The following is a 25,446-nucleotide window of genomic DNA, read 5'->3' as shown; positions in this document are numbered from 1 at the left end:
AGGACCTAAGGGAGGACCAAGATGAGACATCTGTTAGGGGCGGCCTGCGCTGCCTTGGTGGCGGGGGCCGTCCAGGCACAGACCATCACCCAAGATGAGATCCGCGCGGCGGTCGGCGCAATTGATACAGACGCGATCATTGCCAATGACGCTCATGACCGGAACTGGCTGAACTACGGCCTGAACTACGCCGAAACCCGCTATTCGCAACTCGACGCGATCACCACCGATAACGTTGGTGAGCTCGGCTTGGAATGGTCCTACAACCTCAACTCCGACCGGGGTGTGCAATCGACACCTATCGTCGTGGATGGCGTGATGTATGTCACCGCGTCCTGGTCCATCGTCCACGCGCTCGACGCGGTCACCGGCGAGCAGCTCTGGGTCTATGACCCCGAAGTGCCCGGCGATTTCGGGGAACGCGGTTGTTGCGACGTGGTGAACCGCGGCGTTGCGGTTTATGACGGCATGGTCTTTGTCGGCGCCTTTGACGGCTATCTGCACGCGATTGATGCTGCGACCGGGGAACGGGTCTGGGTCACCGATACAATCGAAAACCGCGAAATGTCGTACACGATCACCGGTGCGCCCCGGGTGATCAACGGCAATGTCTTGATCGGCAATGGTGGGGCGGAGTTTGGCGTGCGCGGCTATATCTCGGCCTTCGATGCGGCGACCGGCGAGATGAGTTGGCGCTGGTACGTCGTCCCTGGCGACCCCACCCTTCCTTACGAAAACGCTGCGATGGAGATGGCCGCGGAGACCTGGGACCCCTCGGCCGAGTATTGGCTTGCGGGCGGCGGCGGCACGATTTGGGATGCGATGGCTTATGACCCGGATCTGAACTTGCTCTATGTCGGCACCGGCAATGGCAGCCCGTGGAACCAGCATCTGCGCAGCCCCGCCGGCGGCGACAACCTGTTCCTGGCTTCCATCGTCGCGCTGAACCCGGATACGGGTGAATATGTCTGGCATTATCAGAACACGCCGGGCGACACGTGGGATTACACCTCGACGCAGCATATCATCTTGGCCGATCTGGAGATCGACGGCGAGATGCGGCAAATCCTCATGCAGGCGCCGAAGAATGGGTTCTTCTATGTGATCGACCGAGCAAATGGAGAGTTCATCTCCGCCGAGCCGTTTGTGGAGACCACTTGGGCCACCGCCTATGATGAGAACGGCCGCCCGATTGAAAACCCGGCCGCACGGTCGCGCGACGAGCCGTTTGAGACCGTCCCGTCGGCCTATGGCGCCCATAACTGGCATCCGATGAGCTACAACCCAGACACCGGGCTGGTCTATATCCCGGCCCAAGGTGTGCCGCTGGTGCAATCGACCGACCCGAATTGGGCGCTCAACAGCCATCAACCGATGTCCACCATGTCGGGTGTCGGCTGGAACCTCGGCTATCTCTTCAATGTCGTGGCGCCGGAGGCGACCCCGTTCGGCCATCTCCTGGCCTGGGATCCGGTTGCACAACACGAGGTCTGGCGCGCGGAATATGTCAGCCCCTGGAATGGCGGCACGCTGACCACGGCGGGCAATCTGGTCTTCCAAGGCACCGCCGATGGCCGCTTCATCGCCTATGATGCCACAACCGGCGAGGCGCTTTGGCAAGTGCCCGTCACCTCCGGCGTGGTCGCGGCCCCCAACACCTGGGAACATGACGGGCAGCAGTATGTCACCATCGCCGTTGGTTGGGGCGGGGTCTATGGCCTGATGCAGCGTGCCACAGATCGGGTCGGCGCGGGGCGCGTCTTCACCTTCCGAGTCGGGGCCAATCAACCGATGCCCGAGGCGGAACTGTCCTCCCGGCTCGAATTGGTCTCTGGCGTGCCCTATGACCCGGATCATGTGGGCGAAGGGTTGGCGATCTATGTCTCCAATTGCCTATTCTGCCACGGCGTGCCCGGCGTCAACAATGGCGGCGCAATTCCCAATCTGGGCTATTCCACGCCGGATGTGCTGATGAATGCTAATGCCTGGATCTTGGATGGGATCGGCGTGGACAACGGCATGCCGAGCTTCGCGGAGCGTCTGAGCGAGGAGGATGTCACCCGCCTGGTCGCCTTTATCCAAGGCACGGCGGACGCGGTCCGCCCGCAGTAAGCTGCAATAGGCCCCTCCCAGCAAACGCGGGTGGGGCCGCACCAAGGCACCGAAACCTGACGGCGAGCCGACCAAACATATCTGCATTCATGGCTCGATCTCGACGCCTACGGCAAACGCCCAAGTGGCCCAAAGGCCACGCCCGCAGCGGCGATGGCTCCCGATAGGGGGCTTGAGCTGATGCGGCCCGCTCTACCGGCTCAAGGTCCGCGCCACCGCGTCTTTCCATCCGGCATAGCGCGCCTCTCGCACCTCCGTCGACATCGCCGGTTCAAACTGACGATCCAGCGCCCAGGTCGCCGCGAACCCCTGTTGATCGGGATAAATCCCGGCCCGCATCCCCGCGACCCAAGCCGCGCCCAACGCGGTTGTCTCCAGCACTTTCGGTCGGTCCACCGGCGCGCCCAAAATGTCGGCCAGAAACTGCATCGTCCAATCCGACGCGCTCATCCCGCCATCAACGCGCAGCACATTCTCGCCGCCAGCGCCCTGCCAATCGGCGCGCATCGCCTCCCACAGGTCCCGCGTCTGAAACCCAACACTCTCCAGGGCCGCGCGGGCAAACTCCGCCGGGCCGGATCCACGCGTCAGGCCGTAAATCGCCCCCCGGCATTCAGGGTCCCAATAGGGCGCGCCCAACCCCACAAAGGCGGGCACAAGATACAGTTCCTGCTCCGCATCGGCGGCTTCCGCCAAGCCCTGGCTCTCCGAAGCGTCGCGGATGATCTTCAGCCCATCGCGCAGCCATTGCACCACAGCCCCAGCAATGAAGATCGAACCTTCCAACGCATAAGTTGGCTTGCCATCAAACTGATAGGCGATCGTGCCCAGCATCCGGTTCTGGCTTTCGACCAACGTCTCACCCGTATTCAGAAGCGCGAAACACCCGGTTCCATAGGTGGATTTCAACATCCCCGGCTGGAAGCAAGCCTGCCCCAACGTCGCGGCCTGTTGATCCCCCGCGACGCCCAAAATCGGCAGCGGCTTTCCAAAAAGATCGGCGCGCGTCATCCCAAATTCTGCGCCGCTATCCTTCACCTCCGGCAACATCGACATCGGGATGCGCAAGAGTTCGCAAATCTCCGCATCCCATGCCCCGTCGCGAATGTTATATAAGAGTGTTCGCGCCGCATTGGTCGCATCGGTGACATGGGCGGCACCACCGGTCAGCTTCCAGATCAGGAAGCTGTCCACCGTCCCAAAGGCCAGTTTTCCAGCCTCGGCCTTCTCCCGGACACCATCGACGTTCTCCAAGAGCCAGGCCAACTTGGTGCCCGAAAAATAGGGGTCCAGCAGCAACCCGGTCTTATGCTGCACCATCGCCTCATGCCCCTCGGCCTTCAGCCGCGCGCACATCTCAGAGGTCCGTCGATCCTGCCAAACAATCGCGTTGTGAACCGGCTGCCCGGTCTCGCGGTCCCAAACCACAACGGTTTCGCGCTGATTTGTGATGCCGATCGCGGCGATATCCTCGGGTCCAAGACCCGCGCGTTCAATCGCTTCGCGACAGGTCCTTGCCGTGGTCACCCAAATGTCCGCCGGATCATGTTCGACCCAACCCGAGGTGGGGAAGTGCTGGGTGAATTCCTCCTGGGCGCTGGCGATCGGCCGCAAAGCCCCGTCGAAAATGATCGCCCGGCTGGATGTGGTCCCCTGATCAATGGCCAGAACATGGGTCATTGCGCCCTCCCTTATCTTTCATGATCGTATCGCGGCCGCCCGGCCCCGCAAGTCATTCGGCCGCCATGAAGGCCTCCAGCGCCCCGATCTCTTCGGCGCTCATCCTGAGGCCCAGTTTCGAGCGGCGCCAGATCACATCCGCCGCCTCTACCGCATATTCGCGGGTCATCAACCAGCGCACTTCCGCTTCGCTCAGATCGGCACCAAACATCTGCCCCAGATCCTCGATCTTGGTGGCATCCCCCAGCATCTCCGCCGCTTCGGTCCCGTAGGCCCGCGCCAGGCGGCGCGCCCATTGCGGCGTCAGAAACGAAAATTGGGTCCGCAAATCTTCTACAAGATCATTAAACCCATCAACCGGGAAATCCCCGCCGGGCAGGGCCACCCCCGCCGTCCAGTTCCCTGTCGCTTTCGGGAAATGCGGTGCCAGTTTCGCCAAAGCCGCCTCGGCCAATTTTCGATAGGTCGTGATCTTGCCGCCAAACACGTTCAGCATCGGTGCGCCCGCGTCATCCAGCGAGAGCACATAATCCCGCGTTGCCGCCGTGGCCGATTTCGCGCCATCATCATAAAGCGGGCGCACGCCGGAATACGTCCAAACCACATCCTCGACCCGCACCGGCTGCCGGAAATACTCCGACGCGGATCGGCAGAGATAGGCGGTTTCTTCCGGAGTGCAGACCGGCGCGGTCGGGTCGCCATCATGCTCCGCATCCGTGGTCCCGATAAGCGTGAAATCCGTCTCATACGGGATCGCGAAAATGATCCGCCCATCGGTTCCCTGAAAGAAATAGCATTTGTCATGATCGAAAAGCCGCCGGGTCACGATATGACTGCCGCGGACCAGCCGCACCCCTTCGGAGCTGTTCACTCGCGCCACATTCTGCACGATATCGGCCACCCAGGGCCCGCCCGCATTCACCAAACCGCGGGCCGTGATCACCTCGGTCTCGTCGCCGCGCTTGACGGTCACCTGCCAGAGGCCGTCCACCCGCTCGGCGCTCACCACCTCGGTGCGAGTCATGATCCGCGCGCCGCGCGCTTCGGCATCGCGGGCGTTCAACACGACAAGGCGCGCGTCTTCGACCCAACAGTCGGAATACTCGAAGGCCTTGTGGAACCGGTCCTGCAGCGGCGCACCTTCCGGGCTGCCGACCAAGTCCAACGTGCTGGTCCCAGGCAAGATCTTCCGCCCCCCCAGATGGTCATAGAGGAACAGCCCCATCCGGATCAGCCAATCGGGTCGCCGCCCTTTCATCCAGGGCATCGTGATCGACAAAAGCCGCGAGGTCGGCGTGTCAGTGTCAAACCGCATGTCTTTTGAGAGCGGCAACACAAAGCGCATCGGCCAAGAGATATGCGGCATCGCGCGGAGCAGGGTTTCCCGCTCGATCAGCGCTTTGCGCACTAACCCAACTTCGAAATACTCCAGATAGCGCAACCCACCGTGAAACAGCTTGGTCGAGGCGCTGGAGGTTGCGCCCGCCAAATCAAACTTCTCGGCCAAGCAAACGCTCAAGCCACGGCCCGCCGCATCCCGCGCAATGCCGCAGCCGTTGATGCCGCCGCCGATGATAAACAGGTCATAGGGCTGGGTCACGACTCGCTCCTGTCTGAGATCATCTCGTGATCTCATCCGATGTTCGTTTTGTCAATTTTCATGTTCGTTTTTATTCGCTATACGGAGAAAAACGAAAGTTCACGCATGCCGCTCAGCCCCCGCCAAGCCGACATTCTCTCTCTCGCCCGCGCGCAGGGGCGCGTGATGGTCGACGGCCTTGCCGATGATTTCGCGGTGACGGTGCAGACGATCCGTCGCGATCTGACCGAGATGTGTGAGGCTGGTGTGCTTGACCGGATCCATGGTGGCGCGGTCCTGCCCTCGGGCGTGACCAATATCGGCTATGAGGATCGCCGTCGCCTGAATGCCGAGGCCAAGGAAGCGATTGGTCAAGCTGCGGCAGCGCTGATCCCGAATGGGGCCTCGCTTTTCCTCAATATCGGCACCACCACAGAGGCGGTCGCCCGCGCCTTACGCGACCATGCGAACCTCATGATTGTCACCAACAATATGAATGTGGCGCAAATCCTTGCTCCGAACCCGACCGCCGAGGTCATCCTGACCGGCGGCACGCTCCGGCGCGCGGATGGCGGCTTGGTCGGCGATCTGGCGGTGCAGACCATCCGGCAGTTCAAGGTCGACTTGGCGGTCATTGGCGGCTCAGCCCTCGATGCCTCAGGCGATTTGCTCGATTTCGACCTGTCGGAAGTTCGTGTCGCGCGCGCGATCCTTGATCAGGCCCGCAGCGCGATGCTGGTGGCCGATCACGGCAAGCTCGCCCGAAAAGCCCCGGTGCGCATCGCCTCGCTCACCGAGTTGGACCATTGGGTGACAGATACGCCGCCGCCTACGGCTCTCACCCGACTCTGCCGCGACGCGGAGACGGAAATCACACTCGCGATGTGAAGAGCCGAAAACGCACGTTTCGCGCCCGGACGTCCATGAATTCCGAAGACTACTCTGCCTCCACGCGGGCGATCAGCCGCTCTACCGCCGGCCCGAGAGCCGCCACGATCAGCGCCACGCCCTCAGCGTTCGGATGGATGCCATCATCTTGCATATACCGGCCCAATGCGCCCGTATCGCCGTCCACAACGGTCGCCTCCAAGCCGCCGAGAAAACTCTCCACATGCAGCGCGCCATAGGTCTCCGCGAGCTCTGGATACATCGCATCGAAGGCCGCTTGATACTCCGGCCCGTAATTCCCCGGCGCCTGGAGACCGACCAACAAAACCTCCAGCGACTGCGCCTCTGCCTCGCGCAAAATCCCATCCAGATTGGCCCGCGACACCGCAGGGTCGATCCCGCGCAGCAGGTCATTTCCGCCCAATGCCACGATCATCGCATCGACTTCGGGCGTCAGCGTCCAGGCCACACGGGCCAACCCACCCGCCGTTGTATCGCCCGACACGCCCGCATTGATCACCCGCACGTCATGCCCCTGCGCGATCAGCCACGCCTCAAGCTGCGGCACAAATCCGTCCGCCTCGACCAGGCCGAAGCCTTGGGTCAGACTGTCGCCCAAAGCCACCAAAGTGACCTCTTCGGCCATCGCGCCCGAGGCCAGGCCTGCTAAAAACCCGGCAAAAACAACCTTGCTCAACCGCATCCGCGCCCCATATGCCAGGGAGCGAATTGAACTAAGGCGTTTAGACATGGCAGAGCCGATCCTCTCCCTCACCGCGACCAAATTGGCGCTGGACGGCAATGCCGGGCGGGTCGAGATCCTGCACGGGATCACGCTCGATATCGCCAGGGGCGAAACCGTGGGGTTGGTGGGGCCGTCAGGCTCAGGCAAATCGTCTCTCCTCATGCTCATGGGCGGACTGGAACAGGCCACCGGCGGATCGGTCACAGCGCTTGGCCATGACCTGACGGTGATGAACGAAGACGCGCTCGCCCGTTTCCGCCGGGAACATATGGGCGTGGTCTTCCAATCCTTCCACCTCATTCCGACCATGACAGCGTTGGAAAATGTGGCAACCCCGCTCGAACTGGCCGGTCACCGCGATGCGTTTGAGCGCGCCGAAGCCGAGCTGGCCGCTGTCGGCCTGGCTGATCGCCTCCATCACTACCCAAGCCAGATGTCTGGAGGCGAGCAGCAACGCGTGGCGCTGGCTCGCGCCGCCGCGCCGCGGCCCGACATCCTTCTGGCCGACGAGCCCACCGGCAATCTCGACGAGACCAATGGGGCCGCGATCATGGATCTGCTCTTTGGCCTGCGTGATCGCCATGGCGCGACATTGATCCTTGTGACCCATGCGCCTGATCTGGCCGCGCGTTGCGATCGGGTGATCCGCCTCCGGGATGGTCGGATCGAGCCCGAAACCGCGCAGGACGCCGCCGAATGAGCGTCGCCATCCGCATTGCCCGGCGTGAGCTCCGGGGCGGGTTGCGGGGCTTCCGTATTTTCCTGGCGTGTTTGGCATTGGGCGTGGCCGCGATTGCCGCCGTCGGCTCTGTCCGGGTCTCGATCCAAGACGGGCTTGCCCGTGAGGGCGCGGTCATCTTGGGCGGCGACGCCGAGATGTCTTTCACCTACCGTTTCGCGACCGAAGCCGAACGGGCTTGGATGGAAGCCAATGCAACCGCCATCTCCGAGACGGTCGATTTCCGCTCCATGGCCGTTGTCGAGGGTGAAACGGGGCCCGAACGTGGCCTGACCCAGGTGCGCGGTGTCGACGATCTCTACCCGCTCTACGGCGCGGTGGAACTGACCCCGGACATCCCGATCACAGAGGCGCTGGCCCTGCACGACGGCTTGCCCGGAGGCGTCATGCAGCAGGTGCTCGCTGACCGCTTGGGTCTTAGCCCAGGCGATACCTTCCGGCTTGGCACGCAAGATTTCCGCCTGACCGCAATCTTGGAAGTCGAACCCGATGGCGCGTCCGGCGGCTTTGGCCTGGGCCCGCGCAGCATTGTCGGCCTTGACGGCTTGGCCAGTTCCGGCCTGCTGCAACCCGGCACGCTCTATGACAGCCAATATCGGCTCCGTCTGCCCGAAGCTGCCAATTTGCAGGCGCTGGAAGACAATGCGCTGGCCGCGTTCCGCGATACCGGCCTGCGCTGGCGTGACAGCCGCAATGGCGCGCCGGGCATTCAGCAGTTCATCGCCCGGATGGGGGCGTTTTTGGTCCTCGTGGGTCTGGCCGGGTTGGCCGTCGGCGGGGTCGGCGTTTCCGCCGCGATCCGCGCCTATCTCGATGGCAAAATCGCCACCATCGCAACGTTGAAGACGCTTGGGGCCGAGGGGCGCACGATCTTTGCCGCGTATTTCCTGCAAATCGGCCTTCTGACCGCGCTCGGTATCGTGCTCGGCCTGGCGCTCGGCGCGCTGGCACCGCTGGCGTTTGCCCCATTGATCGAGGCACAACTCCCGATCCCGGCTGCTTTTGGCATCCATCCCGCCCCGCTGGCCGAGGCTGCGATTTACGGCCTGCTCACCGCGCTGATCTTCACGCTCTGGCCTCTCGCGCGGACCGAACAAGTCCGCGCCGCCGCCCTGTTCCGCGACGTGACCGGCAAATCCCGCACCCTGCCCCGCCCGATCTTTCTGATCCTTACCGGCGGTCTTGTCGCCGCGCTCGTCGGCCTGGCCGCTTGGCTCTCCGGCATCCCTATCCTGGCCTTCTACACCGTTGGCGGTATCCTGGCCGCCCTGCTCCTCCTGGCTCTCGCGGCTCTGGCTGTCCGCGCCCTGTCCCGCCGCCTTGCCCGATCTCGTGGCATGCGCGGCAGGACCGCCCTCCGCCTGGCGCTTGGCTCGGTCGGTGGACCTGGATCGGAGGCGACGTCCGTCGTCCTCTCCCTCGGCCTCGGCCTCACCGTGCTCGCCGCCGTTGGCCAAATCGACAGCAATCTCAGGAACGCCATCGAACGCGATCTACCAGATGTGGCCCCGTCTTACTTCTTCGTCGACATCCAGAACGATCAGTTGCCTGGCTTCCTTGAGCGCGTCGAAAATGACCCCGAGGTCAGCCGTGTTGACACAGCGCCCATGCTGCGCGGCCTCATCACCCGGATCAATGGCGTGCCCGCGCAAGAGGTCGCGGCCGATCACTGGGTCCTACAAGGCGACCGCGGTGTGACCTATCTGACCACCGCGCCGCCCGCCTCCGAGGTCGTGGCGGGGTCCTGGTGGCCCGACGATTACGCGGGCCCGCCACTTGTGGCCTTCGCCGCCGAGGAAGCGCAAGAAATCGGCCTGACAGTTGGCGATGAGATCACCGTCAATATCCTTGGCCGCGATATCACCGCCGAGATCGCCGCCCTCCGAGAAGTGGATTTCTCCAATGCGGGCATCGGCTTCATCCTGACCATGTCCCAAAACGCGCTGGCTGGGGCGCCGCATACCCATATCGCGACCGTCTATGCTGAAGAGAGCGCCGAGGCGCAGATTCTCCGCGATGTGGCCTCCGCTGCACCCAATATCACCGCAATTCGGATGCGTGACGCATTGGAACGGGTGGCCGACGCGCTCTCCGGCCTCGCCGCCGCCACCTCATACGGCGCTGGCGCGACGCTTCTCACCGGTTTCATTGTGTTGATCGGGGCGGCTGCAGCGGGCGAACGGGGCCGGGTCTTCGAGGCCGCCGTTCTCAAAACCGTGGGCGCGTCACGCCGCCGTATCTTAGCCAGTTTCGCGCTCCGCTCCGGCCTCCTTGGGGCCGCGGCCGGGGGCGTTGCGATTATCGCAGGCGCACTTGGCGGATGGGCCATCATGACTTTCGTGATGGAAACCAGCTATGAGTTTGAGCCCGTCTCCGCGCTCGCTATCATCCTCGGCGGTGCCCTCGCCACGCTTCTGGCGGGGCTTGCCTTTGCGCTCCGCCCCTTGGCGGCCCGGCCCGCGCGGGTTCTGCGCGCGCGCGAATAACCGCCACGCCCTCTTGCCAAGCACCCTCGAAAAGCGCACCTCATGGGGCATGAAAGGCCGCCTTTCCTCTTTGCTCGGGCGCTCGACGGACACCCCGGCCGCACCAGAGAGCCGCGATCCGGGCCGCCCGACCCCGGGCCGTCCGGTCTATATCGTTGGCGATCTGCACGGGCGCGCCGATTTGCTTGAGCACATGCTGGAGTTGATCGATGCACATATCGGCGAGACCAAAGCCCAAGACCCGCATCTGGTATTTGTTGGCGATTATGTCGACAACGGCCCAGACAGCGGCACGGTCTTAGAGCGGCTCCATGAGCTGACATCCGAATTGCCCGACAACGTCACCTGTCTGATGGGCAATCATGACCGGATGATGTTGGATTTTCTCGCAGATCCGGTCATTCGCGGGCCGCGCTGGTTCCGGGCCGGAGCGGCGGCGACACTTGCGAGCCTCGGGTTGCCAGTCGAAGATATTCCTCGCCATCCGGGTCCGGAGACCTTGATTGAGCTGGCGGCCCTCCTGAAATCAAACCTCACAGCAGAACGGCATAGCTGGCTCGCGGCGCTGCCGCTGAGTTGGTCGGCGGGCAATCTCTGGGTGGTTCACGCCGCCGCCGATCCGCAACACAGAATGGAAGATCAAAACCCTAGAACCCTGCTCTGGGGCCATCCAGAGTTTGAAAGCCGCCCCCGCACCGATGACATTTGGATCGCCCATGGCCATGCCCAGGTGACGGAACCGCTCTTTGCCCAGGGGCGCATCGCGATGGATACTGGAGCGTGGCATAGCGGGCATCTGACCGCCTGCGCCCTCAGCCCCGACGGCGATCACATCTTCTTACAGACCTAGCGCAACAGGCGCCCCGCCGCGAAGCCGTTTTCCGTACGGAAAACGAACCGGAAAACGCGCGTTTTCCGGGCTCCAGCTAGCGTCGGCGGAGGGCATCCTCCGCACCGTCTTCAATCTTGGTCTTCCACATCGCAACGCCCGAGCGGAAGGCCGCACGGCCAATCATATGCGCCGCCACCGGTGCGGTGATCAGCAGAAACACGATCGTTGCTACGGCCCGGGTCACCGTCGCCAAATCCGCAAAAAGCACCGCGACCGCAACCAGGATCAATCCGCTGCCCAAGGTCCCCGCCTTGGTCGAGGCGTGCATCCGCACCAGCACATCGGGCAACCGCAAGACGCCGAGCCCCGCGATGAAACAGAAAAACCCGCCGATCAGCACCAACGCCACCAAGAACAGTTCCAAAATCATTGCTGCGTCTCCTCATCAGCCGCAGCCTCCGCATCGGTTTCGCCTTCCTGCGCGCCGCGCCGCTCCACAAACCGGGCCAAAGCCACGGTCGCTAGGAACCCAACCAGCGCCATCACAATCGCCACATCCAGGAACGCGGTCTCGCCCGAGGCCAAGGCGAACAACCCGCAGAACGCCACAATCAGCACGGTCATCATATCAAGCGCCACAACTCGGTCGGGCAAGCTCGGCCCTTTGATCAAGCGCACAAAGGCGAACACCACGCCCAGCATCACCAAGACAAAGGCAATATCGACCGCTGTCTGCAAAATCTCCATCGCGCCTACTCCATTGCCTCAATCACCCAGCGCTCCATCCCCTCTTTGAGCTGCCGCCGTATCTCATCAGGATCGTCGGCAAACATCGCATGGATATAAAGCTTGTCGCAGTCTTCATTCACATCAAGGCTCAAGGTACCGGGGGTCAGCGAAATCAGGTTCGTGACCAAAAGCACCTCCATCTCGCCTTTGGCATCAAGCGGCATCGAGATTACACCGGGTCGCGCGTGATGGGTGGGCGTCAGCACGTCCCAGACCACCTGGATCGAACTGACCACGAGTTCATAGAGAAACATCGTGATCAACCGGACCCAGCGCCAGACGCGGAGGAAGTACCGGTTCGATCCGGGATAGAGCGGTCGCGTGACATAGAGCGCCGCCGAGCCGAGCAGGAACCCGATCGCCAGACCAGAGAGCGTGAAGTTCCCGGTGAGCGCCGCCCAGGAGACCGCAAGGACGATATTGAGCGTGAAGATATTCATGGCCCTACCTCCAATTGCGCCAAGCCGGTCGCTTGGGTTGCCTCAAGCCCCAAAACAGTCTGAACATAATCCGTCGGCGACAAAAGCTGATCTGCGGCGCGTTCCGCAAACTGGACAAACGGCTCGGGGAAGAGCCCAATGACACAGGTCAGGATCGCCAAAGATGCGATTGGAAGGATCAGTGCCGTTCGGTCCCGGTTGCTCAAACTGCCAAGCTTTGGCTCAAGCCCTGCCGGGTGCGGCTTCCAAAACGCGCTGCCCCAGATCTTGGTCATCGAATAGATCGTCAAAAGCCCCACCACCAAGGCTACACCGGCGATCAGCCACATCTCTAGATCAAGGCTCGCCTTGACCAAAATGTATTTCGCCCAGAACCCGCTGAGCGGCGGGAAGCCCGCAAGCGAGAAGGCCGGGATCAGGAACAACAGGCCGAGGACCGGCGCGGTCTTATAGAGCCCGCCAATCGCGCTGAGCTCGGTTGATCCGGCGATCCGTCGAGCGACACCGGCGACCAAGAACAGGTTCGCTTTCACGATGATGTGGTGGACCAGATAGAAGACCGAACCGACCAGGGCCAGCGGCGTAAAGAGCGCCAGACCAAGGATCATATATCCAATCTGACTCACGATATGGAAACTCAGAATCCGCCGGAAATCATTCATCGCCGCCGCACCCAAAACGCCCGTAACCATGGTGAAACCCGCAATCCAGAGAAGGATCGTATGGGTGTATTCAACGTCTTCGGTGAAGACCAAGGTGAACATTCGAATGAGCGCATAGACCCCGACCTTGGTCAACAACCCGGCAAAGATCGCCGACACCGCAACAGAAGGCGTGTGATAAGAGGCGGGCAGCCAGAAGAAGAGCGGGAAGACCGCCGCCTTCACCCCAAAGGCCACCATGAACATCACGGCAACCACAGTGAGCAGGCCTTTGTTTTCGACCTCTTGGACCGCAAGATGCAGATCGGCCAGGTTGAGCGTGCCCGTCATCCCATAGAGCAAGCCAATGCCCGCCAAGAACAGGATTGTGGAGACCAGATTGATGGTCACATATTTGATGCCGCCATCAAGCTGCTGCCGCCGCCCGCCCAGGATCAGAAGCCCAAAGGACGCGATCAGCATCACCTCGAACCAGACATAAAGGTTGAAGAGGTCGCCCGTCAGGAACGCGCCGCACACCCCGGCCAGCAGCACTTGGAACAGCGCATGATAGCCGAGCTTCTCAAGCCGGCTCTCGATATCGGCCAGCGCATAGATCGCGACGGCCAACCCCGTCACACCCGTAATGACCACCATAACCGCGCTCAGCAGATCGGCCACCAGCGTGATGCCAAAGGGTGCGGGCCAATTGCCCATCTGCCCGGCAATCACGCCATCGGCCAAAACCGCCTGCATCAACAGACCCGAGGCGATCAGAAGACACGCCGATCCAATAATCGAAATCCACCGGCCCTCGGGGCCATTGCGGAACAAAAACGCCAAAACCGCCGTTGTAAAGGGGATGACGATGGGGGCCGCCAGAAGCCAACTCATTGGCTATCCTCCTTCGGCTCGGCAAGGCGCATCTCATCACTCATCAACGTCCCCATGGATTGATACCCGCGATAGACCAGGGTCAGCGCGAAGGCAAAAAGACCGAAGCCGATAACGATTGCTGTCAGGACCAGCGCCTGTGGCAGCGCATTGGCGACCAGTTCCGGCGGCACATCCGCCCCCTCGGGGATCAAAGGCGGGCTTTGCGCCACCAAGCGTCCGGAGACAAAGATAATCAGATTGGCCGCATTCGAGATCAGGACCAGCCCGAAAATGAACCGCAACACATTGCGCGCCAGCATCAGATAGGTGCCGGTGGCGATCATCACGCCGACCATGATGGAAATCAGGAGTTCCATAGGCTCAGACCTCCTCTTCCAGGGCCAAAACGATGGTCAGGATTGATCCGAACACGACCAAATAGACCCCAATGTCGAAGAACAGCACCGAGGAAATCGGCAAGCCTTTGTCATCCTCCGTCTCTCCAATGAACAGCCATTGCCCGGTGAACAGGGCATCCCCAAAGAAGGCGGCGAAGACGCCAGCGGCCAAAGCAATACCAAGGCCCACCATCGCAATCGATTGCGGGTCCACCCGGAGCGCGGCGCGCGTCGCCGAACAGCCATGGGCGATGGCGTAGAGGACAAAGCCCGTGGCCCCGATCAGCCCGCCAATAAAGCCCCCACCCGGCAAGTTATGTCCCCGCAGCAGCATATAGATCGAGAAGAGCAGCAAGAGCCCCACCAAGAGCCGCGTGGCGGCGTTCAGGATCAGCGAATTCATCATTGGCCGTCCTCCTCGCGGGCGTCTTTCGGTCGCCCATAATACGTTCCACGGAGAAGCGCATAGGCCGCCAGTGCCGCAATCATCACCACCGCGATTTCGCCAAAGGTATCCAAAGCACGGAAATCCACGAGGATCACGTTGACGATGTTCCGGCCATAGGCTTCGGGCCAGCTGGTGACTTCGAAATAGTCGGTCAGGCGCCTGTCGATATCGCCCTGCAATACTGCGATCAGAATCGCCGTTGTCACCAGGCCGACACTCACCGCCACAACCGCATGCCAAGGCCGTTTGTCTCGGTGCCCCGCCATGATCTCGAGGCGCGGCAGTTTCAACATCGCGACCGCCACCAACACCACGACCAGCGTCTCAACCAAAAGCTGCGTAATCGCCACATCGGGCGCGCTGAACATGATGAAGATCAGCGCCACGCCAATGCCAACCACGCCCAAAGAGGCAATCGCGGTCATCCGGCTGGAGGTAAACGCGGTCAAGATCGAGCCCGCGGCGACAAACACCAAAACCGCCCAGTGTTTGAACAACAGCCCGTCCAGTTCAGCCCCCAGATTCAAGTCGAACGCCAACACATCGCGGGACCAGATCGTGATGGCGCTCAGAACCGCCAGGGTTGCGAAAATCACGAAGAGATAGCGCTGCAACACGCCCGATTGCAGGTGCCGGGTCTGCCACGCGGCAAGCGCTTTCAGACCCTCTAACACGCCGTCCCAACCCGGGTCGAATTTGATCGGGTTCGCCTCAAACAGGCGCGCGAGGAACGAGCGGAGCGGTCGGTGAACTGCATAGATCACCGCGCCCGTCGCGAAGGTGATGAGTGACAGGATGAAGGCCGCATTGACCTCCTCAAAGAGGTAGAGATCAACGTCGACATCCGGGCTGCCATAAACGGCCCAAGTACCGGGCGCGACAAGCCAGGCTTCGATCGTGTCCGGGAACAGACCAAAGAACAGGCTCAGACCGGCTAGAACCAACGGCCCGGTCAGCATGAAGACCGGCCCCTCATGCGCCGGTTTCGGCGTCTCGGCCAGCGGGCCGAAGAAGGGCCGCAACGCCACAATCCCGGCGACGGCAAACATGAGGGCCGAGGCCGCGAAAGCCGCGCCGGTGACCCAAATCATCCCTTGATCCAATTCCAAGCCCGCTTTGTAGAGGAACTCTTTGCCGATGAAGCCAACCAAGGGCGGGATACCCGCCATCGATACGGCGGCCATCACCGCCGCCAATGCAGTGATCGGCATTTTGCGGCCCAAGCCGCGCAGCACCTCAGCTTCGCGTGTGCCGGTAGCATGATCGACAATCCCGATCATCAGGAAGAGCGCGGCTTTGTAGAGCGAATGCACGACGAGAAAGAGCATCATTCCCTTGATCGCATCGCTTGTCCCCGCCCCGATGAAGAGCGTCAACGTGCCAAGCGCCATCAGCGTGGTATAGGCCAATACTTGTTTGATGTCGGTCTGCCGCATGGCCAGGATACTGGCAAAGACGGCCGTAAACCCGCCCGCAATCACCAACGTCCAGAACCACAGATCGGTGCTGCCCAGGGCCGGATTCATCCGCGCCATCAGGAACACACCTGCCTTCACCATCGTGGCGGAGTGCAGATAGGCCGATACCGGCGTCGGCGCGGCCATCGCGTTCGGCAGCCAGAAATGGAACGGAAACTGCGCCGATTTCGTGAAGGCGCCCGCGAGGAACAATATCACGATGGGCACATAGAGCGGGTGCGCGCGGATCATGTCGCCCTGGGTCAGGATCACGGAGAGCTCAAATGAGCCCGCCACATTGCCCAGCATGATGATGCCCGCCAGAAGCGCCAGCCCCCCGGTCCCGGTCACAAGCAACGCTTGCAGGGCGGAGCGGCGCGATTTCGCCTCGTCGGAGTTGAAGCCGATAAGCAGGTAGGAGGAGATCGTCGTCACCTCCCAAAACACGAAAAGCGCGATCAGATTGTCGGCCAAAACCAGGCCCAACATCCCGCCCATGAACGCCATGAGATACAGCACGAAACGCGGATATTCCGGATGGTTGCCCAGGTATTTCGACGAATAAAGCGTTACCAATGCGCCGATCCCGCTGATCAGCAGCGCGAAGGTCAGGCTCAGCCCATCCAGGATCACTGAGAGCCGGATATCCAGCGCGGGCACCCACTCATAGGCCCAAAGAATGACCTCGCCCGCCGCGACCTGCGGCACGAATTGTACCAAATAGGCAAAGATCGTCACCGGGATCAGAATCGATATCCATCCCGCTGGCCCGCCTGCTGCGCGCGGCACCTCTATGCCTGCCTCTGCCACGTCTGTCCCACCCTTCTCGTTTCTGGGCCTCGCCAGCCCTGTCTTCTCGGCCCCATAAAGGCCGCGTTATCCCGCTGCTTCCAAAGTGATCGGAGAGACAAACCCCTCCGGCTTCACCGCGATCACCGCGCAATCCACCCGGTGCAAAATCGTCTCGGCCGTATTGCCCATGATGAACCCGCTGATGCCGGTCCGCCCCACTGTGCCCATCACGATCAGATCGGGGCCAAGAGCCTCGGCAAATTCCGCAATCGCGTCGCCGGGCAGACCCTTGATCATATGCAGATTGTCCCGCTCCACTTGCGGGTAGTCGGCCATCAGCGCATCGAAGCGGGCCTTTGCCTCTCCCCGTTCGCGCTCGACCATCTGATCCACTTCACCTTGGTATTTCGACGTATACCGCCCGTGGCGCAACGCATGTTCTTCCTGCAACCGCCAGGCATGCGCCACATGACAGACCGCCTTGTCACGCTCGGCGAGCGAGGTCGCCAGATCCATGACCAAATGGTCGAGTTTGTTGTGCACTGTCTCGCCTTCAGGGTCCGGGTCGACCGTGGCTAGGACTGTGTCGAAATTCCCGTCGCCCGGGCCCTTCAACATCCAGACTGGGCAGGGGCATTTGCGCAGCAGATGCATATCGACGCCCTTCAAGACACCCTTGCCGTGCGGGGCCGCCGTGGCCCCTTTGATCACAATGTCATGCCCCTCGCGCAGCACCATGCGAATGACCTCGACAAAGACACTGCCCTGCAACACCGCTTCGGTGGCCTCGACGCCTTCTGCGCGAGCCCGCTCTGCCATTTTTGCGAGGCGGTCCCGGTGATAAGCAATCACATCCTCTTCGATCTCCGCCCCGCGATGGCCCTGGATCGCGGACAAAAGCCGCGCCAACTCGCCCGGGGCCGCATCAATCACATCGACCAAGGTCAAGGCCGCGCCGTTGACCTTGGCCAAATGCAACGCCCGCTCCAAAGCCACCTCATGTAGGCTGTCTTCGGTCAGGACTGTCAGAATGCTCTTAAAGCGTTTCAACGCAGCTCACCCAAATTCGGTTGACGGACACATAATGCGCGCTTGTCGATTGGGCCAATCGAAACTAAAATCGGTTTTGATAGATAATACCGATCAAAACCATGCCCACGCTTCAACAGCTTCGTTATCTGGTCGCCGTTGCCGACACGCTGCATTTCCGCCGCGCAGCCGAACGCGCCCATGTGACCCAGCCGACCCTTTCGGGCCAATTGAAGGAGTTGGAGGCGAAACTCGGCATCCAGTTGGTCGAACGCTCTCGCGCCCGCGTCGTGCTGACCCCGACCGGGGCGGAGATTGCCGCGCGCGCCCGGGCGATCCTGCGCGATGTCTCGGATATCCAAGAGATCGCGAAACAGGGCCAACACCCGCTTGGCGGCACGATCCGCGTCGGCGTCGTGCAGTCGCTCGGCTCCTATCTCTTGCCGTTGGTGATCCCCGATCTGCATGCCAGCCATCCCGATTTGCGGCTCTATGTCCGTGAGGGACTGGCCACCGACCTGCTGACGCGCATCGATGAAGGCCGTCTGGATCTCTTGTTCTTCCCCCTGCCCGTCACCGGCGCCGATCTGAACACCGCGCGGCTCTTTCGCGAGCCGCTTCTGGCGGTGACCGCGACGGATCATCCGCTTGCCGACCGCCCACAGGTTGCCCGGGAAGACCTGCGCGGCGAGACGATCCTGACGCTGGAGCCGGGGCACAGGTTGCACGAACAGATGAAACAGATTTGTGCCGATACCGGCGCGGAGCTCAGCCTCGACTATGAGGCGACGTCGCTTGATACGATCCGGCAAATGGTGGCGATGGGGCTTGGTATCTCACTTCTGCCCGCGCTTTATGTCCGGTCCGAGGTGACTCAAAACGCACTGGTGACATCGCGCCCTCTGGCCGGTCCGGTGCCGTTTCGCTCAATCGGTATGGTCTGGCGCAAAACCGCGCCCCGCAGCCGGGAATTTGCTGAACTGGCGCAAATCTTGCGCCGCATATTGCGCGAGGCCGCCCCTGAGGTGACGGTTATCGACTGACAGATCCATGACGCAGAAAGGTTAAGGGCGATCCCCACCCGACTGACGGCAGGGGTCAGGTAAGGATCGCCCAATGGTAACGCTGCGAGTCCGTGAATACTGGAAGGGACTAAACAACCAGCATGAGCATCGTCACCGACGGCGGAGATGCGCGTGCCCACATCCCCTCCACATGATCCTTTCTTTCACAACTCTTGCAAAAGGCAAATACAATCGCATATGAACATTCGATAGAAAAAAACTAACGAGCATCCTATGCCTGTCTCCGTGCCACCGCTTACTTTGCGCCAGATGCGCTATCTTGTTGCGCTAGAAGAAACCGCTCATTTCCGCGAAGCCGCTGAATCTTGTGGTATTTCTCAACCGTCGCTCTCCGTGCAGATCAAGACTCTCGAAGATGCGCTTGGCCTCACCCTGGTCGAACGCGGTCGTGGACCGGTGCGACTCACGCTGGCGGGGCGCGAAGTCTCGTCCCGGTCCCGCGATATCCTTGACGCGACTCAAGGGATTCTCGACCTGTCGGTGACCTTGCAATCGGGCCTGGGCGGGACCTTGCGTCTTGGCACCTCCGCCACACTCGGCCCCTATTTGATGCCGCATGTGGTCGGCGATCTGCATCGCAGCCATCCCGACCTTCGGCTTTATATCCGCGAAGCCTCCCCGCGCGAACTCCTGCGTGAGTTGAACGATGGGATGCATGATCTGATCCTGACGCAGTTGCCGGTATCTGGGGCAGCGCTCACCACATCCCGGCTGTTCCGCGAGCCGCTGTCGGTGGCCCTGCCGGTTGATCATCCACTGGCAGAGAAAGAGATGCTCGACGGACCCGATCTGTCGGATCAAACGATTCTCTCCCTCTCGCCCAGCTACACCTTGCATGATCAGATTGCCGCAGTATGCCTGGAAACCGGCGCCACACTGTCACGGGATTACGAAGGCACCTCGCTTGATGCCCTTCGTCAGATGGTTGCGATGGGGATGGGCGTCACCTTCCTGCCGACACTTTATGTCAAATCCGAAATTGAAAACCGCGCCCAAGATGTTGTTGTCCGACCATTCCGTGGCCGCCGGTTCTCGCGCTCCGTCGGGTTGGTCTGGCGCTCCGCCACGGGGGCCGCAAGCGCCTATGAGCGGCTGGCGCAGTTGATCCGCGACACCGCAGGTCGGTTCCCCGATCTGGTGATCGAAGGGTAAGCCACAAGCCGCGCCGCATAAGCCCGCGACACGGTGGGCAAGCAAAGAGGAAATTCCGCCGGGCACTTTTTGGTGCACGGCGGAACTCGGGCGGGCATTGCGAAGGGCGGCGGGGCCCGGCACGATCGTCGGGGTGGACATCCGGCGCCTCATAAGGACACCGGGCAATAGACGCGATGGTTGCTGGCGGCATAAGCTTAATAGGGCCGTGGCCATTTAGGTGTGGTCTGCAACGGTCACAGAGATCACCCCACAGGTTACAAAAGACCCACATCGCGGCCTTTTTCGTAACCTATTCGCATACCCGCGCCTCACCTTTGCGCTTGCCAGTCGCCGGGGTTTCTTGCTCAACTCCGCCAACTTGCAACCAGGATGGCAGGCCGCATGATCCATATCGATGCTGCGCAATATGGGCGCAGACCCGGGGAGCCTCTTCTCCCGATACGCGTCGGGCACCGGACAAACCATTTTGATGCCGACGAAGTCGCGGTCGGTCCCCGCGACGTCCTGCAACGGCCAATCTCTCTCTGGGACATCCGCGATGTTCCATATTGGCGCCAGAGTCTGACCGCTGTCGGATTCGACAAATCCAAAATCACTGGCATCATGGGCGACACCTAGTGGACCAAGTTTTATCGCGCACTCACGAACTCAGATGAATGATTTGACCCATATCCCCCCCAAAACGCTGGTGCTTCGCCCGCCGGATATGGTGATGCGGCTGGCGCGGATGGGGGCAAGTTTTCCAACCCGGCTGAGTTTCCTGCGTGTTTTGATGCGCCGACTACATCAAGACAAAGTCAGCGTGACCAGACGGTTATGGGAAATGACGCCCGAAGGATATGGTCGGGCCGTTTATACATTGACCCTGGGCGGGCATAGTTATGCGCTGGTTGCCTTCTCTCACGCCTTGGATACCGCAGACCGAACCGACCGTGTTATCGCCGAACGATGGGACACGACTTATGCGCTGTTCGATGGGCTGCCGACGCGGGGGGATCTAGATCGGCTGGAAGCCAATGTGCCGCTCCAAGAGGCGGGCCGCGTCTCGCCGCGAGAGTTGGTGTTTAGCCGCGCTAACAAAAGCGTTCGTCTGTTTGATCATGTAGTCGATGCCTTGGCCAACGGCCAGCAGCCGGACACCGAAAAGCTGTTCGCAACCGGGTATCTCATGCGCACGACGGCGGTTTATGGCAATGGCAAATTCGGCTTGGCTGATCGCGCCCAAATTGCCGGGCGCCCGGGGCTTGGCGGCGCCTTTCAAGCCGAGATGCTCACCGTTTGGCTGATCCGGCATTTTACACATGACTTGGTCGACCACATCGCCAAGGCCCGGGCACCAGAACGGGCCGTGTCTTTGTCGAATGAAAACAAGCGGCTTTTGGGTATTGGCAATGCAACCGGCCTTGGCATGGCGCCGTTTCTTGCGACCCATCCCGAGCTAACCCATGCCTGGGTTTTGGCCCGCGAGACGGCCTTGGCTCGGATACGCGCCCTGCCAACGGCAAGCGCATCGGACAAAGCGGCATTCGCACAGGCCCTGGACCAAGCCATCGCCCATGTGGAGACGTGGGATGTCGCGGACCCGACCCAGATGGCGCGCATCCACGGCCTTCGGCGCGATCTGTCTGCGATCCGCGATCTGACGAGAACCGGATGTTTGGACGCGCCCCACCCTTGGGAAAACCTGAGCCTTGAGGCCCTGGCATACGGCCTGGAAGCGCAGGAATGCCTAAATGCCGTGATGATGGAGCCCTATGGCGCTTTGATCGATGATTTGGCGATGGAGATGCAAACCGGCGCTCCCAAACGACTGTCGCCACGGATGCGGTTAGACGAGCTCGCAACGATCATCCGGCAAACCTATGCCTGGGCCCTGAAGATAGATTTCGACGACCCCGATGAGACTCATCAGTTCTGGTATGTCTCTGAAGATAAGGCGGAACCGAGGCTGGGTGTTCGGGCTGAAGAACCGGGCGGGGAATTGGAGACGCCGCTGGACATCGCGCGCCAGGTTCAAGGCCTCGACCGGGCGCTGCGAGAGGCGCACCCCACCGATAGCGTGGCGGCGTTTCTAATGCGCCGCCCGGATCAGCGGCATGTGGTCGACCGTGTGCAGAGCATCGCAACCCATCCTTATGGAGAGATTCGCGACAACCTGATCGGGCAGGCCTGCCTGCCAGTTGATCTGCTGCGCTTCAAACTCGCGTTTTTCGGCGCCACCCGGTTTGATCCAAAATCCGACCGCTGGACCCGGATCACGCTCTGCCAAGGTGCGCCTCTGATCGGCGAGATCGCTGAGGTCGATCCAGATGGCTGGGCGCTCTGGTCACCGCCACGCGCGATCACCGCATGATCACACCATCGCTCAATGAAGTGGCCAAAAAGATGCACGATGCGGCGCGCGGTGCCGGTTGGCCGCAAGGGATCGCCGCCGAGATCGGCGCGGCAGCAGCTTGGTTATCCGCGCAAGGGGCGAATGGCGTCGGCATCGCCCTCGACGCGCTGCAATCGGCACCAAGCCCCGTTGAAGCCTGGCAAAACGGCGACGACATCTGGCGCATCGGCCCCGGCCCCGTCGCCCTTGTCGGACCGTCAGCGCTTGACCTTGCACTCACAGGTGATGGCCCCGTTTGTATGACCCTGGACGATAGCCCAGCTCTCTTTTTGGGGTTTGCCGGGTGGGCCTCCACCCAAACCGAACAGCGGATCACACTGGACGGGGCAATCGCAGCACAAATTGACGCCGGGCATTTGTTGGGGGCACCGCATAACGACCCCGCCCGCCGTGACATTTTGATCACGCTGCAACCCGGTATGGCGCAACACCCACCTGGCTTGGGCCGCCAAACGCCCGGCGCCACGGCCTGGACTGAGGCCGAAAGCTTCGCGGCAAAAACGCGTGTTCCCACCACAGAGACCTCACGCACCCGCGGGGCAGGTGCAGATGGGATTGACGCTGACTGACCCCCTGATGAAAGAATGGCTTATGAATGAAATCCTCGGCCTAGACGATGTGGAGGCGCTTGCGCGCGATGCGTTGAAACGTGCAGGTGCCAGCGATCGGGCGGCGGCCTCCGTCGCGCGCTCGACCCGCGCTGCTGAGCGCGACGGTATCCGCAGTCACGGATTGATGTATGTGCCGATTTATGCGGAACATCTGCGCTGCGGCAAAGTGGAGGGCTTGGCCGAACCAGAGGTCCACCGCCCCAAGCCCAGTGCTGTGAGGGTCGATGCAAAAGATGGCTTTGCACATCCGGCGATCGATGCTGGCTTCGATACCCTGATCGAGGCCGCGACGACCCAAGGCATCGCCGCGATGACGGTTCATAACAGTTACAATTGTGGCGTTCTGGGCCATCACGCAGAGCGGATCGCCGACGCTGGATTGTTGGGCCTCTGTTTCACCAATGCGCCAGCGTCGATTGCGCCCTGGGGCGGCAAAACACCGGTCGTCGGCACCAACCCGTTCGCGCTTGGCGTGCCGGATGGCGCGGGCGGGGCAACGCTTGTCATCGACCAATCAGCCAGCGCAATCGCGAAATCTGAGATCATGCTGCGCGCCCGAGAAGGACGCGCCATCGAAGAGGGTTGGGCGTTTGATGCCACCGGTGCGCCGACGACAGATGCCGAGGCGGCTCTCAAGGGATCGATGGCACCGGCCGGCGGATATAAGGGGTTTGGTGCCGGTTTGATGGTTGAGGTCTTCGCGGCGGCGTTGGCCGGGGCAACTTTGGGCAAAGACGCCTCCCCCTTCTCGGGCCCGTTGGGTGGACCGCCGCGCACCGGGCAATGCTTCATCGCCGTTGAGACAGGCGCGCTGTCTGGCGGCGCTTTTGGTGCACGAATCGAAGACTTGGCAGCCGCGATCGCGGACCAAGACGGCGCGCGGCTTCCCGGCAGCACCCGAGCGGCAGCCCGGGCGCGCACAGAGGCGGATGGGGTGAGCGTGCCGCAAGACCTTTTGGAACGGATCATCAACTCATGACGAGACGAGGATCAGATGCCTGATAGCGCCCTCAAGGGCGTCTCGATCAAAGGGTTGGAAGTGTTCGAGGCGCTCGCCCGTACCGGCTCGGTCGCGGGCGCGGCGGAGCGCTTGGGCATGAGCGCCCCCGCAGTCTCGCAACAGTTGAAGAACCTCGATGCGGCTCTGGGTATTGAGCTCATCGACCATTCGCGCCGCCCGATGACATTGACCGCCGCGGGGCGGCTGTTTTTGCGCCGGGTCGAGGCAGCGTTGTCGGCCCTTCGGATGGGACAACGCGATTTGGTGACACTCGACCTGTCAGGGCTTTCGGCCCTCCGGATGGGGGTGATCGAAGATTTCGAGAACGAAGTGACACCGACCCTGACATCGCGGCTGGCCGAAACCATGCAAAACTGCGCGTTTCGGCTACAGACCGGGGCGAGCCACGCGATGCAGGCCCTGATCGGTGCGCGAGAATTGGACATCGCAATCTGCGCCGCGGGGCGGACGGCCCCGCCCGGAACCGTGACCCATCCGTTGTTGAATGACCCCTACATTCTGGCAGTGCCGCGAGGGACCGATGTCTCCGCCGGGCTCAATGCCCTTACTGACATGGCCTTTCTGCGGCGGGACATGGATCAGATCATGGGCAAACAGATCGAGGAATATCTCGGTCGCCATGGATGGACACCGCCGCAGCGGTTTGAGATGGATTCCAACCAATCCATCAGCGCCCTGGTCGCAGGGGGCAAGGGCTGGACGATCACGACGCCTTTGAGCCTGCTCCGCGCCGGGCGGTTTGCGGGCGGCATTGATGCGCATCCTTTGCCCAATGAAGGCGCGTCACGGCAAATCGTTCTCTATGCCAGCGAAGACTGGACAGGCGACATCCCAGGCCAGATCGCAGCGATTGCACGGGAGTTGATCGCGTTGCATTTCACGACACCTGGACTGGAAGCGATGCCATGGCTGGCAAGCCAGTTCGTGGTTCTGGACTGACAAATCTGCGTTGATGACCAACCAAATGCGGGACATCCGGTGGGCTTCCAGTTCCGCAAATCACCGAGAATGGGATGATGTTGGGCGGCGTGAACAGGCCGAAACTGATGGGTCACGATGCCGTCGCGGAATCAAATGAGCTTCTTGGCTCACCACACGAATGATTCTTTCGCAATCGCCGTCGCTTCGGCGGGACCTGCGACATCGAGTCCAGCCGCGACTTCCGCTTCGCAGGCGACTTCTGCCGCATTGCGGCGGCGTTCGATCGATAGCCTTACAGCATCGATGCAATGAACCCGTTGAAACGCC

Annotated in this window: 22 protein-coding genes; 11 read left to right on the top strand and 11 right to left on the bottom strand. The window is 61.8% G+C overall.

The features are described 5' to 3' along the window. The first annotated feature begins 21 nt into the window (after positions 1-21). The gene (locus tag GTF44_RS02515; RefSeq protein WP_171557278.1) at positions 22-2,112 is read left to right on the top strand and encodes a PQQ-dependent dehydrogenase, methanol/ethanol family; all 2,091 of its coding nucleotides are present in this window, start codon (positions 22-24) and stop codon (positions 2,110-2,112) included. 192 nt (positions 2,113-2,304) lie between these two features. Here GTF44_RS02515 and glpK read toward each other — a convergent pair whose 3' ends face one another. Next, positions 2,305-3,792, bottom strand: a complete 1,488-nt coding sequence (gene glpK / locus GTF44_RS02510) for a glycerol kinase GlpK (RefSeq protein ID WP_171557276.1) — start codon at positions 3,790-3,792, stop codon at positions 2,305-2,307. A 52-nt stretch (positions 3,793-3,844) separates the two neighbouring features. Then, the gene (glpD, locus tag GTF44_RS02505; RefSeq protein WP_171557274.1) at positions 3,845-5,428 is read right to left on the bottom strand and encodes a glycerol-3-phosphate dehydrogenase; all 1,584 of its coding nucleotides are present in this window, start codon (positions 5,426-5,428) and stop codon (positions 3,845-3,847) included. A gap of 69 nt (positions 5,429-5,497) precedes the next feature. Here glpD and GTF44_RS02500 point away from each other — a divergent pair, with 69 nt between their 5' ends. After that, a complete protein-coding gene (locus GTF44_RS02500) occupies positions 5,498-6,259 on the top strand; it encodes a DeoR/GlpR family DNA-binding transcription regulator (RefSeq protein ID WP_171557273.1) in 762 nt (253 codons plus the stop codon). 49 nt (positions 6,260-6,308) lie between these two features. Here the strand turns inward: GTF44_RS02500 and GTF44_RS02495 are convergent, their stop codons facing one another. After that, on the bottom strand, positions 6,309-7,010 hold the full coding sequence (locus tag GTF44_RS02495) for an arylesterase (RefSeq protein WP_253261136.1): 702 nt from the start codon (positions 7,008-7,010) through the stop codon (positions 6,309-6,311). Between GTF44_RS02495 and GTF44_RS02490 the strand changes: the two genes are divergently transcribed. Genes GTF44_RS02490 through GTF44_RS02480 form a run of 3 tightly spaced genes read left to right on the top strand, consistent with a single transcriptional unit; the run spans position 7,009 to position 11,079 of the window. Further along, positions 7,009-7,704, top strand: coding sequence for an ABC transporter ATP-binding protein (locus GTF44_RS02490; RefSeq protein WP_171557271.1), 696 nt, complete (start codon positions 7,009-7,011; stop codon positions 7,702-7,704). The two genes, GTF44_RS02495 and GTF44_RS02490, sit on opposite strands and share 2 nt — an antisense overlap. Beyond that, on the top strand, positions 7,701-10,229 hold the full coding sequence (locus GTF44_RS02485; protein WP_171557269.1) for an ABC transporter permease: 2,529 nt from the start codon (positions 7,701-7,703) through the stop codon (positions 10,227-10,229). Before GTF44_RS02490 ends, GTF44_RS02485 begins: the two co-directional genes overlap by 4 nt. Before the next feature lie 49 nt (positions 10,230-10,278). Next, the gene (locus GTF44_RS02480; RefSeq protein ID WP_171557267.1) at positions 10,279-11,079 is read left to right on the top strand and encodes a metallophosphoesterase; all 801 of its coding nucleotides are present in this window, start codon (positions 10,279-10,281) and stop codon (positions 11,077-11,079) included. A 76-nt stretch (positions 11,080-11,155) separates the two neighbouring features. On the opposite strand, the gene mnhG is transcribed toward GTF44_RS02480, so the two are convergent. The 8 genes from mnhG to GTF44_RS02440 all read right to left on the bottom strand — a co-directional run bounded on the left by mnhG (position 11,156) and on the right by GTF44_RS02440 (position 17,952). After that, complete coding sequence (gene mnhG, locus GTF44_RS02475) at positions 11,156-11,491, bottom strand: monovalent cation/H(+) antiporter subunit G (protein WP_145212513.1); 336 nt, start codon at positions 11,489-11,491, stop codon at positions 11,156-11,158. Further along, positions 11,488-11,808: a cation:proton antiporter gene (locus GTF44_RS02470; protein ID WP_171557266.1), complete on the bottom strand. Its 321-nt coding sequence runs from the start codon at positions 11,806-11,808 to the stop codon at positions 11,488-11,490. The genes mnhG and GTF44_RS02470 overlap by 4 nt, the downstream gene beginning before the upstream one ends. A gap of 5 nt (positions 11,809-11,813) precedes the next feature. Next, entirely contained in the window at positions 11,814-12,290 is a 477-nt protein-coding gene (locus tag GTF44_RS02465) for a Na+/H+ antiporter subunit E (protein ID WP_171557264.1), read from the bottom strand. Continuing rightward, complete coding sequence (locus GTF44_RS02460) at positions 12,287-13,825, bottom strand: Na+/H+ antiporter subunit D (protein WP_171557262.1); 1,539 nt, start codon at positions 13,823-13,825, stop codon at positions 12,287-12,289. The genes GTF44_RS02465 and GTF44_RS02460 overlap by 4 nt, the downstream gene beginning before the upstream one ends. After that, complete coding sequence (locus GTF44_RS02455; RefSeq protein WP_171557260.1) at positions 13,822-14,184, bottom strand: Na+/H+ antiporter subunit C; 363 nt, start codon at positions 14,182-14,184, stop codon at positions 13,822-13,824. Before GTF44_RS02455 ends, GTF44_RS02460 begins: the two co-directional genes overlap by 4 nt. Positions 14,185-14,188: 4 nt before the next feature. Then, on the bottom strand, positions 14,189-14,611 hold the full coding sequence (locus GTF44_RS02450; RefSeq protein WP_253261135.1) for a Na+/H+ antiporter subunit B: 423 nt from the start codon (positions 14,609-14,611) through the stop codon (positions 14,189-14,191). Continuing rightward, positions 14,608-16,920, bottom strand: a complete 2,313-nt coding sequence (locus tag GTF44_RS02445; RefSeq protein WP_171557259.1) for a putative monovalent cation/H+ antiporter subunit A — start codon at positions 16,918-16,920, stop codon at positions 14,608-14,610. Before GTF44_RS02445 ends, GTF44_RS02450 begins: the two co-directional genes overlap by 4 nt. 66 nt (positions 16,921-16,986) lie before the next feature. Then, complete coding sequence (locus GTF44_RS02440; protein WP_171557257.1) at positions 16,987-17,952, bottom strand: universal stress protein; 966 nt, start codon at positions 17,950-17,952, stop codon at positions 16,987-16,989. Between the two features lie 101 nt (positions 17,953-18,053). Here GTF44_RS02440 and GTF44_RS02435 point away from each other — a divergent pair, with 101 nt between their 5' ends. The 6 genes from GTF44_RS02435 to GTF44_RS02410 all read left to right on the top strand — a co-directional run bounded on the left by GTF44_RS02435 (position 18,054) and on the right by GTF44_RS02410 (position 25,137). Continuing rightward, positions 18,054-18,974 (top strand): hydrogen peroxide-inducible genes activator, encoded by a 921-nt coding sequence (locus GTF44_RS02435; protein ID WP_171557255.1) that lies wholly within the window; start codon positions 18,054-18,056, stop codon positions 18,972-18,974. 255 nt (positions 18,975-19,229) lie between these two features. Then, positions 19,230-20,168: a hydrogen peroxide-inducible genes activator gene (locus GTF44_RS02430; RefSeq protein ID WP_145212537.1), complete on the top strand. Its 939-nt coding sequence runs from the start codon at positions 19,230-19,232 to the stop codon at positions 20,166-20,168. Between the two features lie 655 nt (positions 20,169-20,823). Next, the gene (locus tag GTF44_RS02425) at positions 20,824-22,524 is read left to right on the top strand and encodes a hypothetical protein (protein WP_171557254.1); all 1,701 of its coding nucleotides are present in this window, start codon (positions 20,824-20,826) and stop codon (positions 22,522-22,524) included. Continuing rightward, the gene (locus GTF44_RS02420) at positions 22,521-23,135 is read left to right on the top strand and encodes a DUF3726 domain-containing protein (protein ID WP_171557252.1); all 615 of its coding nucleotides are present in this window, start codon (positions 22,521-22,523) and stop codon (positions 23,133-23,135) included. Before GTF44_RS02425 ends, GTF44_RS02420 begins: the two co-directional genes overlap by 4 nt. Positions 23,136-23,142: 7 nt before the next feature. Beyond that, a complete protein-coding gene (locus GTF44_RS02415; protein ID WP_253261134.1) occupies positions 23,143-24,156 on the top strand; it encodes an Ldh family oxidoreductase in 1,014 nt (337 codons plus the stop codon). 15 nt (positions 24,157-24,171) lie between these two features. Continuing rightward, positions 24,172-25,137, top strand: coding sequence for a LysR family transcriptional regulator (locus GTF44_RS02410; RefSeq protein WP_145212549.1), 966 nt, complete (start codon positions 24,172-24,174; stop codon positions 25,135-25,137). The last annotated feature ends 309 nt before the right edge of the window (positions 25,138-25,446 follow it).

The organism is Roseobacter sp. HKCCD6576-2 (assembly GCF_013179285.1).
Taxonomy (GTDB): Bacteria; Pseudomonadota; Alphaproteobacteria; order Rhodobacterales; family Rhodobacteraceae; genus Rhodophyticola; species Rhodophyticola oceani.
This window is presented reverse-complemented; position numbering and strand designations above follow the sequence as displayed.

Excerpts from the sequence above, each read along its gene's own strand:
- GTF44_RS02515 (WP_171557278.1), top strand. The coding sequence starts at position 22 with ATGAGACATCTGTTAGGGGCGGCCTGCGCTGCCTTGGTGGCGGGGGCC.
- glpK (WP_171557276.1), bottom strand. The coding sequence starts at position 3,792 with ATGACCCATGTTCTGGCCATTGATCAGGGGACCACATCCAGCCGGGCG.
- glpD (WP_171557274.1), bottom strand. The coding sequence starts at position 5,428 with ATGAGATCACGAGATGATCTCAGACAGGAGCGAGTCGTGACCCAGCCC.
- GTF44_RS02500 (WP_171557273.1), top strand. The coding sequence starts at position 5,498 with ATGCCGCTCAGCCCCCGCCAAGCCGACATTCTCTCTCTCGCCCGCGCG.
- GTF44_RS02490 (WP_171557271.1), top strand. The coding sequence starts at position 7,009 with ATGGCAGAGCCGATCCTCTCCCTCACCGCGACCAAATTGGCGCTGGAC.
- GTF44_RS02495 (WP_253261136.1), bottom strand. The coding sequence starts at position 7,010 with ATGTCTAAACGCCTTAGTTCAATTCGCTCCCTGGCATATGGGGCGCGG.
- GTF44_RS02485 (WP_171557269.1), top strand. The coding sequence starts at position 7,701 with ATGAGCGTCGCCATCCGCATTGCCCGGCGTGAGCTCCGGGGCGGGTTG.
- GTF44_RS02480 (WP_171557267.1), top strand. The coding sequence starts at position 10,279 with ATGAAAGGCCGCCTTTCCTCTTTGCTCGGGCGCTCGACGGACACCCCG.
- mnhG (WP_145212513.1), bottom strand. The coding sequence starts at position 11,491 with ATGATTTTGGAACTGTTCTTGGTGGCGTTGGTGCTGATCGGCGGGTTT.
- GTF44_RS02470 (WP_171557266.1), bottom strand. The coding sequence starts at position 11,808 with ATGGAGATTTTGCAGACAGCGGTCGATATTGCCTTTGTCTTGGTGATG.
- GTF44_RS02465 (WP_171557264.1), bottom strand. The coding sequence starts at position 12,290 with ATGAATATCTTCACGCTCAATATCGTCCTTGCGGTCTCCTGGGCGGCG.
- GTF44_RS02460 (WP_171557262.1), bottom strand. The coding sequence starts at position 13,825 with ATGAGTTGGCTTCTGGCGGCCCCCATCGTCATCCCCTTTACAACGGCG.
- GTF44_RS02455 (WP_171557260.1), bottom strand. The coding sequence starts at position 14,184 with ATGGAACTCCTGATTTCCATCATGGTCGGCGTGATGATCGCCACCGGC.
- GTF44_RS02450 (WP_253261135.1), bottom strand. The coding sequence starts at position 14,611 with ATGATGAATTCGCTGATCCTGAACGCCGCCACGCGGCTCTTGGTGGGG.
- GTF44_RS02435 (WP_171557255.1), top strand. The coding sequence starts at position 18,054 with ATGCCCACGCTTCAACAGCTTCGTTATCTGGTCGCCGTTGCCGACACG.
- GTF44_RS02430 (WP_145212537.1), top strand. The coding sequence starts at position 19,230 with ATGCCTGTCTCCGTGCCACCGCTTACTTTGCGCCAGATGCGCTATCTT.
- GTF44_RS02425 (WP_171557254.1), top strand. The coding sequence starts at position 20,824 with ATGAATGATTTGACCCATATCCCCCCCAAAACGCTGGTGCTTCGCCCG.
- GTF44_RS02420 (WP_171557252.1), top strand. The coding sequence starts at position 22,521 with ATGATCACACCATCGCTCAATGAAGTGGCCAAAAAGATGCACGATGCG.
- GTF44_RS02415 (WP_253261134.1), top strand. The coding sequence starts at position 23,143 with ATGAAAGAATGGCTTATGAATGAAATCCTCGGCCTAGACGATGTGGAG.
- GTF44_RS02410 (WP_145212549.1), top strand. The coding sequence starts at position 24,172 with ATGCCTGATAGCGCCCTCAAGGGCGTCTCGATCAAAGGGTTGGAAGTG.